Genomic DNA, 11,351 nt, shown 5'->3' with positions numbered 1-11,351 from the left:
AATCGGAAATGCAGCATGTGACTCTAGTTGCAAATGGCCTTAGCAGCGCGTTAATAAACGTATCGTCCTTGGCGGACGGACGGATAAAGGCTGCCGCAGGGCTGCTTGCGGAATACGTCTTTAAAGCGACCGGGGCTGTAATGCCGATTTTGACCGGTGACGAAATGCCGGAGGAACGCGCGAAATACGATGTATGGATTACCGTAGGGGAGGAATCGCCGCTTACCGGCGAACTGCGGCATAGCTTGAAGGAAATGGATGACGAAGGCTTTATGATTCATGCGCTGGACAAGCAGGTGATCATAACCGGCCGTTCATCATGGGGAACGACGCATGGCGTATGCGAATTTCTTGAGCGGTACGTCGGGGTCCGCTGGCTGATGCCGGGCGAAGACGGCGAAGACGTTCCTTTCTGCGGGACGCTTACGATTCCTTGCGAAACCGTCGTACAGCAGCCCGCTTTTATGTCCCGAACCTTCAGTCCGCTCAAAATACCCGACAATATGAACGGGCCGCTTCATTACGAGTGGGCGGTGCGCAACCGGCTGCCGTACCGCTTTCATTCCCATCATAATATGTTCGTTCTTTTTCCGCCGGACAAGTATGGGCATACGCATCCGGAGTTTTACCCGATGCGCGGCGGCAAGCGGTACATTCCGCCGGCTCAAATCAATTACGAATGGCAGCCCGACTTCTCGAATCCGGCAACCGTGCGGCTTGCGATCGATTCGATCGTGAATTATTTCGACGAAAATCCACAGCAAACCTGTTATTCGCTTGGCATCAACGATTCGAGCGGCTACTGCGAAGAGGCTCCGGGTCATCCGAACTTTAGGAGCAAGTTGAATTCCAAAGGCTTCGTCGATATGTCGGATACGTACTACAGCTGGGTGAATCAAGTAGCGGAGGGCGTGCTTAAGGTTCATCCGGATAAATGGTTCGGGCTGCTTGCGTACGAAAACGTCATCGATCCGCCTTCTTTCCCGCTAAATCCGCGCGTAATCCCTGTTATTACGAAAGACAGGATGTCCTGGATCGATCCGGAGGTGGCCGCCGCCGACCGGGAGCTGCTTCAGGATTGGGAGCGGACGGCTTCGTCAACCGGCTGGTACGATTACATTTACGGAAATCCTTATATGGTTCCCCGTATGTATTTGCACCAAGCGGCGGACAACTATCGCTATGCACTTGAACACGGTGTCGCGGTGCAGTATGCAGAGTTGTATCCGAATTGGGGAGAAGGCCCGAAGCCTTGGGTTACCGCCAAGCTGCTCTGGGATCCGCATGCAGATGTCGACGTGCTGCTTGGAGAATGGTGCGAACGTGCGGTCGGACATGAAGCGGCTCCGTATTTGGCGGCCTATTTCGAGCACTGGGAAAAGTTCTGGACCGTGCGCATCCGGGATTCGGCGTGGTTCCGCAAAGGCAAGGAGCTGATCTACCTTTTGTTCAACGATCCGCAGTATTTGGATCTCATAAGCGACGAAGAGATGTCGGCATGCAGAAAGCTGCTGGAGCGTACGGTCGAGCATGCGGCTACGGACAAGCAAAAAAGACGCGCGCAATTGCTGTTAGACGCATTCGGCTATTATGAAGCGAGCGTGCTCAGTTACCCGCGTACCGCACAACCCGTGACGGATGCCCGGACTGCGCTTTCGATGCTGCAAGACGGTAGTATCGTCAAAAGAGTCGAGCGGGCGCAGGAGCGGGTGAAAATTGCCGAGAAGCTGCAAATCGATCCGATTTTGAAGCATCCCATCGATATTTACGGCTGTCTGGCTTACGGACTTCGTATTTGGAGCGGGTGGAATTCCTCGCAGTTTTGGCGTCTGGCGGATTATTTGAGAGAGCGGGAGCAAGCCGGCGGACCGGTTCGCGAACGGGTCAAGGAGCTGGCTGAAGACGAAGCATCCGGCAACATGCAGGAATATGCGCAGCTTCTCCGAAATGCGGCGAGCGGCTCCATACCACTGCTGTCTTTCGGCGAGGAACGTCAAGTGGAGGCAAGCAAGGCGGAGAACGACGCTGCGGATGCAGGCACAGTTTTGGCCGGCGCAGCATTGACGCTTGGCAGGGGGCGAACGATGTCGGCAGACGAAGCAGTGACTCTCGGCAAGGGATTATTTGCGGGACGAGTTGCATGTTATGCGCCTGAAGGGACGACGAAGGGGACGGTTGAGCTCCTATTGCGCGGACTGGATTCGCAAGGCGAAGCCGTATTTGAACTGCGCTCCGCCGTTTTGTCTTTAGCGGCTGCCGCAGGAGGTTGGTCTTCGCTTGATATTCTTGAGGACGCATCCCAGTCCGCAGACTTGGCGAGCGTGACGCAAATGCAGGTCGTCGTGAAAACGGGCAATTTTGCGCCTGGACAATCCATTAAGCTTGGCCGGTTGGAGGTCTATTAGCGGGGAAAGCGGTCGGAAGCGACCGGATGCGGCAGGCCGCCGTCATCCTGCAAAGCGCAGCCGCTGAGAGCTTCGGGCGGTGCAATAATCAGATTCGTTGAGAGGAAGAGATGAAATGCCATTGATCGATATGCCTTTGGAAAGCTTGAAGAAGTATGAAGGAACGAATCCGCGTCCGGACGACTTTGATTCTTATTGGGAACGTGCTTTAGCGGAAATGAAGGCGACGGACGGACAGCTTGAGCTCGTGAAAAGCGAATTTCAGGTTCCTTTTGCCGAATGCTTCGATTTATATTTTACAGGCGTTCGCGGAGCGCGCATCCACGCCAAATATGTCCGGCCTAAGCATGTGGCGGAGCCTCACCCGGCCATCGTGCAGTTTCACGGTTATTCCGTAAATGCCGGGGACTGGTCGGATAAATTGATTTATGCGCTTTTGGGGTTCTCGGTTGTGGCGATGGATTGCAGGGGGCAGGGCGGATTATCCGAGGATACCGGAGGCGTGAAAGGGACAACCCAGAAAGGGCATATTATACGCGGCTTGGACGATCACCCGGATAACCTGTTGTTTCGCCATATTTTCCTGGATACGGCTCAATTGGCCGGTATCGTAATGAATTTGCCGGAGGTGGACCCGGATCGGGTCGGGGCAATGGGCGTGTCGCAAGGCGGCGGGCTGACGCTGGCCTGTGCGGCGCTGGAGCCGAGGATTAAACGGCTTGCGTTAATGGTTCCGTTCCTTAGCGACTATCAAAGAGTGTACGAAATGGATTTGGCGAAGGATGCTTACGAGGAGCTTAAGCTATTCTTCCGGCATCACGATCCTCAACATGCAAGAGAAAAAGAAATTTTCACGAAGCTCGGCTATATCGACGTCCAGCATCTGGCAGGGCGAATACGAGGAGAAACGATGATGGGCGTAGGACTGATGGATACCGTCTGCCCGCCGTCCACGCAATTCGCTCCGTTCAATAAGATTACGGCGCCTAAAACGCTGGAGCTTTACCCGGACTACGGGCATGAGATTTTGCCGGGCTTCGGGGACAAGACGGTGCAGTTTATGCTTGGTTTGTAAGTTGCGGCGTAAAGCCCCTTGCTTCAGCTATGGGGATGTAAGTCGCCATCTGTGAACGACTATCGTTAGATTGCTTCAACTTATAGGCGTTACTCAAAATATCAGCGCATACGTTTCGTCTAACAAGCGATAAACGTGCCTGTCCTTATAGGATGATGTAGACGTTTATCTTTAAATGCTTATATATCAACGGTAAACGCGCGCGTCCCAGCTTATGTTTACGAAGTCGCTTTCTTCGAAAGCGTTTAGGACGGCGAAGCCGTTTATCCTTACGCTGCCATTAAGGCTCCTCGATATGCTGTAGTCCGAAATCTTCTGCTTGGAGGAAGGAATTGATGTTCGCCTCACGCTGGAGTCCGATTTTGCCGACTTGGAGAACGGATTCGCCGGTATGCCAAGCAAAATACCCGCTGCAAGCAGGCGTTTTCGGACTACAGGCGGGGAAAGGAAGCCGTACTCGATTCCAAGTGGGCAAAATCGGACTGCAGCGCATGCAAGCGACGAGTGAGGAGGAGCAAGCGGTATGAATACCGGTTGGAAGACCGGTAAATGTCAAAGTACTAACGTATATCGAACACGAAAGCCGCCGCAAGGCGGTTTTCTCAAAACGCGCGCGTCCCAGTTTATGCTTACGAAGTCGCTTTCTTCGAAAGCGTTCAGGACGGCGAAGCCGTTTATCCTCGTATTCCATTTTTCATGTCATGCAAAATGGAACACGTTATGCAAAATGGCATATGGCGTTCGGTGTCTCCGGTTTCTATGATGAACCCAGGCCGCTTATTCGGCGACAGCCGTCCGGAATGCGGTTCAAAAAACATGGAGGTGAAAGAATGGCAGGTTTCAAACGTCAAAGATTCATACCGCTGCTGCTGATGATCTGCATGCTGTTCAGTACGGCTGCGGGGAATGCCGCCGCTGCAAATCCGGCGAAAACGAACGGAAGCTACGAGGAAATTGCCGGGCATTGGGCGAGCGAGGAGCTGCTTCAAGCGATTGACAATGGGGTCATTCAAGGAGATGGTTCCGGCTCGATTCTGCCTGACCGTACGATTACGAGAGGCGAATTTATGGCAATCGTCAACCGCTCCTTCGGCTTTACGGAAGAAGCGTCCATCGATTTCAAGGATTTGCAAGCGGGCGACTTGGCGTATACGGAAGCGGCCCGAGCTGTCAAGGCTGCCTATATCCGGGGCTATGAAGACCTCACAATCGGTATCGATAAGCAGGTCAGCCGCGAAGAAGCGGCCGTTATGCTGAACCGGATCGTTCAACTGGCTGCACCTTCCGGCGGAGGCGGCGCGAGAAGTTTCAAGGATGCCGGCGAAATCGCTTCGTGGAGCATGGACGGGGTCGACGCGATCGTCGCTGCGAACGTGATGAGCGGGTACGAAGACCGTTCCTTCAGGCCGAAAAACCCGATCAGCCTCGCGGAAGCCGTTGTTATCGCAAACCGCGCTAAAGCTGCCAGGGGACAGGATGTTTACGACAAGCCCGGTACATATGGTCCTGCCGCAGGCATGCAGTCAGTTGGCAAAAATGTGGTTGTAGCCGTGCCGGGCGTCACTTTGCAGAACATGCATATTAACGGCGACTTGCTGCTGGGCGAAGGGATCGGCGAAGGGGACGTGACGTTGAACAACGTTACGGTAAAGGGAAAAACGATCATAGAGGGCGGAGGGGCCAACAGCGTTCATGCAGTCGACTCCATTCTTCTTACCGTGGTTGTGAACAACAAAAACAACACAGTGCGCATCCATGCGTCGGGTACGAGCATGCTGTCCTCCGTTACGCTTCTGACTCCGGCAATATTGGAAGGAAGCGGATTTGCCGAGGTTGTGATCGGCGAGGAGCTGCCTGACGGATCGATCGTGAAGCTGCTCGGCTCTTTCCAAACTGTAAGCGTTTACGCCGGCGGTGTTACCGTCGATTTTATGAAGGGGGCCATTAAGCAGCTTCGTGTATACGAGAGTGCGTTAGGCGTAATCGCCAATATCGGGGAAGGAGCCGTCATCACCCGGCTTGAATTGGAAGCCGCAATTAAGACGACGGGAGCAGGCTCTATTCTTTTTGCCATCTTGGGAACGAAGGCGAAGCAATCTTCGTTCGTGAAGCCGCCGGCTAAGCTTGAGCAGTCGGGTACCGTACAGCTGCCCGTGTCGACAGCATCGCCGGCGTCGGAATCAACGTCGTCGACGCCTACACCGACAGTGACACCAACGACTACACCGACACCGACATCGACGCCGACATCAACACCTACAGCAACACCGACACCTGAGCCGACAACCTATGCGGTTGTAAATGAAGGTACCGGCCAAGCGGTCATCGTGCACGCCGCCAATGCCGATTTGCGTGTTATACAAGCCGCCGCCAAAATTGCCGGCTATGTGGAGCAATCAACCGGAGCGAGGCTGCCGATCATGGATGAGTTCGCATGGATGAGCAGTAACATAAGCGATAAATTGCCTATCTATGTAGGCATCACCGCTCAGTTAAGTGCGAGCTCGCGAAGCGCTTTGCCGTCGATGGACGATGAAGGCTTTATTATCGAAGCTGGTAACGGCGGAATGGCGATTGCCGGGAAAACATCTGCAGGGACGGAACACGGCGTATATGAGTTTATCGAGCGTTACGTCGGGGTACGCTGGCTGCTGCCGGGACCGGATGGAGCGGATGTTCCGCAAAAGTCCTCGATTCTAGTGCCCGGCGGGACAGTAAAACAGGAGCCGGCTTTTATGTCCAGGATCTTAAGTCCGATGACGATGCCTACCAATCAAACAGGTCCCGTTCAGTTTGAATGGGCGCGGGAAAATCGTCTGCCTTGGCGTTTTAACGCCTATCACAATATGTATTTGATGTTTCCGGGAGCGAAATACGGAACGAGCAATCCGGAGTTTTATCCGATCATTAACGGACAAAGGTTCATTCCGTCAGCCCAGGATATTTCCGGATGGCAGCCTTGCTTCTCCGAGCCCGCTACGGTGACGGAAGCCGTGAAGACGATCGTCAAGTTTTTCACGGACAACCCGGATCAAGTCAGCTATTCGCTCGGCGTGAACGATTCGGGCGGCTTCTGCGAAGAGAACCCGAATCACCCGATGTATACGGGGAAAGTCAATTCCAAAGGGTTTCACGACATGTCGGACATTTACTACAACTGGGTTAACCAGGTGGCCGAAGAAGTATTAGAGGTGTTTCCTAACAAATGGTTCGGCGTGCTGGCCTATGAGAATGTCATCGATCCTCCGTCATTCGCGCTGAATCCACGCGTCGTGCCCGTTCTGACGAAAGACCGGATGGCTTGGCTCGATCCGCAGGTGGAAGCGGCTGACGATCAGTTGATGGAACAGTGGAGCGAGGTTGCAACGAGCACGGGATGGTACGATTACATTTATGGAACCCCATATGCCGTACCGCGGATTTATCCTCATCTTATGGCGGACAACTACGCGAAAGCGAAGCAAATGGGCGTATCGGTGCAGTACGCGGAAATTTACCCGAACTGGGGAGAAGGTCCGAAAGCATGGCTGTCCGCCAAGCTGCAATGGAATCCGGATCAGGATGTCGATACGCTCCTGCAGGAATGGTACGAAAGAGCGGTAGGTCCGGAAGCTGCGCCCGATTTGGCCGCATATTATGCGCATTGGGAGGAGTTTTGGACACAACGTATCCCGAACTCGGCATGGTTCCAGAAGTATAAAAATAGCATCTATTTAATGTTCTCCGACCCGATCTATCTCGATTTAGTCACCATGGAGGATATGACGGTCAGCAGGCAGCTGCTGGAGTCGGCGCTGGCCAAGGCCGTGACGGATAAGCAAAAAGCGCGTGCCTCGCTGTTACTGCGGGCATTCGAATACTACGAGGCCTCGGCCGTCAGTTATATGTATTCCAAAGCAAATTCCGGCTCGGGCGGGGATATTAACCTAGCGATCGAGCAGCTATTCAGCGATGAAGATGCCGGAAGCGAGTGGACCGAGAAACGCATACAGCTGCTTGAATCCTTTAAGAACGATCCTGTTCTGCTGCATCCCCTCGACCCGCGCATTTTCGGGCTTACGTGGAGCGGGACCCCGAATCTTGCCGGTCAATTCTGGAATATAGTCGATTACGTAAAACGGCATGAGCCTTCAGGAGGGCCGATTAGCGACAGGCTTCATGGCTATACGGAAAGCGCGGATCCAAGAACGAAGCAAATCGCCCAGACGCTGGAGAAGGTCCTTGCCGGGCCGCCTTCCCTTACCGTGAACGGTTCATTTGAAACGGCAACGAATCAGCTGCCGAATGGTTGGGCGGAATGGCTCACCGTCGCGAAGCAGAGCACCGTTACGGAGCATGTGTATTCCGGTCAAGCCGGTGTAGGCATTCAGCTTGCAGGCGGCGGCAGCATGGGGGGCGTCTTGCAAAATTTGACGACCAAACCCGGGCCGCTCGCGGGAAGGCTTTTCTTTAAAGTACCGGAAAATACAGTGACGGCGAACGGCACGCTCCAATTGATTTTCCACTACCGCCTGAAAAACGAGACGACCGTTTTCTTCGCCTTACGCTCCGAATCCAAGCGTTTGGCGGACTATGCAGGTGAAGGCTGGGAAGCGATTGATCTTTTTGGCGAAATACCGGAGACCGTAAACGGCTTCGAAATTGATTACGCGCAGCTTGTCGTGCTTGTTGAAGGACTGCCTGCGGAAAGCACGATTTATGTTGACGATGTGGAGATATATCAGTACTAGAGGGGATTTAAACCGATCCCTTTATTCGGACTCATCCAACCTTCGCATTTCTTGAAAAGAGTAGTTTTTATTAACACGCGGTATTAAGATGGAAATGGAGGGTGTCCGGCATGGTTGACGAAGGGACGCCCTCCGAGTTTGGGAATGGGACTGAACCGGGAACGTTTCGAAGGAGGAATTTTCATGTCGAGATTTGCGAAAATCAGCTCGATCGGCTGCGACTACAAGGAAATCGACCCGAGTCTGGATATGCGCGAGGCCGTTGAAGCAATGAAGGAGCATTTGCGCGGCAAGCTGAGCCGGGTTTTGCCCGACCGCCCCGATCTGATCGTGCTTCCCGAGGTGTGCGATATGCCGCGCAGTTTCACGGGGGAACGGCTCAAAGCGTTTTACGCATGCCGCGGGGACTCCATTTTGACGATGATGCGCGAAACGGCCAAAAAGCACAGCTGTTACATCGCTTATCCTCGTCTGCGGCAGGTTGAAGACGGAACCTGGCGGAATTCGGTGGAATTGATCGGCAGAGACGGAGAGATCGTCGGGATCTATAACAAGAATCATCCGGTCGATATCGAAATTTCGGTCGATGGGGTATTAGGCGGCAAAGACGCGCCGGTTTTGCAGTGCGATTTCGGAACGGTGGCATTCGTCATTTGCTTCGATCTGAATTTCGACCGTTTGAGGGAAATGTACGTGAAGGCAAAGCCGGATTTGCTCGTTTTCGTCTCCATGTATCATGGCGGGCTGATGCAGCAGTACTGGGCGTATTCATGCGGATCGTTTTTCGTCAGCGCGATCAGCCAGTCCTACCCGAGTCAGCTCATTTCCCCGCTCGGTCAAGTGCTCCGGACGAATACGAACTATTTTGACAGCTTCACGGAAAAGGTCAATTTGGATTACGTGCTCTGCCACCTCAACGGTCATTGGGAAAAACTCACCGCCATGAAAGAGAAGTATGGGGAACAGGTGCGCATTGTCGAGCCGGGTTATGTCGGAGCGGTCCAAATATCGAGCGAATCGGAGTCGCTAACGGTCCAGCAGCTAGTACAGGAATACGAGCTGGAAACCTTCAGCGATTACTTAAAGCGTTCGCTTGAATTTCAATGCTTGCCGGGTAATATCGAGCCTTAAAGCGGTTTGCTTGTTGTCCGGTGAATTTTACTCGCTTGGCGAATGGGAATCGTAGGTCCCCCATTTGCTGCGATCCGTTTATGTTTCGAAGTTTTTATATTAACTCTGATCAAAACGCCCCCCGTTTTGCGCAAGCGCAAAAATGGAGGGCTATTTTCTTGCAGGCTGAATGGGTTAAGGACAACGGCCTTCTATCAGAATAATTCCGCGATTACGGTTACCGCTTGGAAATCGATCTGCGTGACAGCCCCGCCGTTTAAGATTTTGTAGGTATGGATACGTACGTTCGAGGCGGATTGGCTTCTGACGGTAACCAGGCCCGCATTGCCGGAGGCGTCAACATTGTTGGAGAAGGATACAGCATAGCTAGCTGTAGGATAAGCGACCGACCAGTTGATCTGGAAATCGCCCGCACCGATGCGCGTAACGCTCGCAACTCCGCTTCCCCCTTGGATGGTGCCGCCGCTGTTGAACGTGACCCACGCTTTGCTGCGGGCGGTACGGTTAAACGAATCGATTAACCGCCCGTCCGACTCGTTCAAGTATTGAATCCGGTTATTTGTCCCAAGATCGGTAATGGCTCCGTTTGAGGAATAGTATCCGAGCTCTACCCAATTACGTGTAGAATTGCCGCCTAAATAGATCACATGATCCGCCGTTGTAGCCTCAATATATCCGCCTTCTGCCTTAGAGCCATAACCGTCGATGCGATAGCAACAGGTTGCGCTGCTGCTTCCTCTCGCGCGAATGACCGTCTGCACGATATTGTTTTCGAATGTCAGCCCAGCGGTGTAGCGTGATTCCGAGCCGATGCCGAGCTCGCATATTTGCACGTCGCAGTTTTGCACGGTAGTCGCATGGGCCGCTGAAGTCGGCGACAAGGAGGAATCATCGAGAACGATCGCTTTTTTTGCGCCCCATACCGCACAGCGAACGGCCGTATTTACTTCGCCTCCGGCATAAGCGGCTGAGCCGGACGATACATTGCCGAAGACGATGCCGTAACCCTGCGCCATATCCTCCCAGACCCCTTCTGTTTTGCTTACCCCGCCGCGAATGTAGTTCCCGACATAACATTCGAAAAGGGTGCTGCGCGTAATGTTGCGAAAATCGAAGCCGATTTGCACGTAATTGCTTGGCGATGCCGCAGCCGGGTGATTCAGCACGATCGCCAAATGGCCGATAAACAGATCCTGCAAATAGTCGTTCGGTCCGGATGGGTTAAAATCGCGGCGAATGACGCTCCCTCCGGTCGGCTTGGCGGTAAACACCGAAACATCCTCCCCTGCGCCAAGCAGCCATATTCCCTTTTTGAGCACAATGCCGTTGCCTGGAGAAGGATCGACGAGATAGACGCCCTGCGGAATGTACACGACGCCGCCGCCCGCCGAATAAGCGGCAGCTATCGCCTGATTGATCGCATTCGTATCGTCCGTCATACCGTCTCCCGCTGCCCCATAGTCCCTCACGTTGTACACGGTAATCGTGGGAGCGGCTTCAGCCGTTTCCGTTCCGAAGGGGAGCGCTCCGCCGGCGGCCAGAGCAAGTCCGGCTGCTCCGAGAGAAGCAAGCAGCTTCCTGCGGCTAATCGCCCCGCTGTTCTCATCCGGGAGATGCGTTTGCTCCTGCTCGCTGCCTTTGATTGGTCTTTCGTTCTCTGTCCGATGCTTTCGATGAGGATGCGGGTGGTTGTCGTTCATCGCGAATCGCCTCCATGAATTGGGGATTGTCCAACACGCTTATTGTAAAATGAAGGAGAACGACAACATATAGTAGCTTTACCGCTTTCGTAATACTTTGTTGCACCGGGGCCGTTCCGGATCCTCAATTGCGGAAAAGTATTATTCACAGCATCGATTTACTATAGAAATGCGGGGAATCCGCCAGCTATAATCCGAATCAGCAAGCGGCGAAAGGAGGACGGCTTCACATCACAGCGCCGTATCGAGGCAAGGTCGAGCGCCGGGCGTCGATACCCAAAAATACGTTGCTGGGGAAAAGGTAAATGAC

At 53.7% G+C, this 11,351-nt stretch carries 6 protein-coding genes; 5 read left to right on the top strand and 1 reads right to left on the bottom strand.

The features are described 5' to 3' along the window. Positions 1–8 precede the first annotated feature (8 nt). The 5 genes from DQG23_RS05825 (at position 9) to DQG23_RS05805 (ending at position 9,341) form a co-directional block, all read left to right on the top strand. Positions 9–2,405 (top strand): DUF4838 domain-containing protein, encoded by a 2,397-nt coding sequence (locus DQG23_RS05825; protein WP_113029864.1) that lies wholly within the window; start codon positions 9–11, stop codon positions 2,403–2,405. A gap of 115 nt (positions 2,406–2,520) precedes the next feature. Continuing rightward, on the top strand, positions 2,521–3,480 hold the full coding sequence (locus DQG23_RS05820; RefSeq protein WP_113029863.1) for an alpha/beta fold hydrolase: 960 nt from the start codon (positions 2,521–2,523) through the stop codon (positions 3,478–3,480). Positions 3,481–3,815: 335 nt separating this feature from the next. Next, positions 3,816–4,007, top strand: coding sequence for a hypothetical protein (locus DQG23_RS05815; RefSeq protein ID WP_113029862.1), 192 nt, complete (start codon positions 3,816–3,818; stop codon positions 4,005–4,007). Positions 4,008–4,310: 303 nt separating this feature from the next. Further along, on the top strand, positions 4,311–8,210 hold the full coding sequence (locus DQG23_RS05810) for a DUF4838 domain-containing protein (protein ID WP_158560323.1): 3,900 nt from the start codon (positions 4,311–4,313) through the stop codon (positions 8,208–8,210). Positions 8,211–8,393: 183 nt separating this feature from the next. Then, a complete protein-coding gene (locus DQG23_RS05805; protein ID WP_158560322.1) occupies positions 8,394–9,341 on the top strand; it encodes a carbon-nitrogen hydrolase family protein in 948 nt (315 codons plus the stop codon). 194 nt (positions 9,342–9,535) lie between these two features. Here DQG23_RS05805 and DQG23_RS05800 read toward each other — a convergent pair whose 3' ends face one another. Beyond that, complete coding sequence (locus tag DQG23_RS05800; protein ID WP_113029859.1) at positions 9,536–11,041, bottom strand: glycosyl hydrolase family 28-related protein; 1,506 nt, start codon at positions 11,039–11,041, stop codon at positions 9,536–9,538. Positions 11,042–11,351: the final 310 nt, after the last annotated feature.

The organism is Paenibacillus contaminans (assembly GCF_003285015.1).
Classification (GTDB): Bacteria; Bacillota; Bacilli; order Paenibacillales; family NBRC-103111; genus Paenibacillus_V; species Paenibacillus_V contaminans.
The sequence above is the reverse complement of the archived record's forward strand: the minus strand, read 5'-3'. Positions and strand labels throughout refer to the sequence as shown.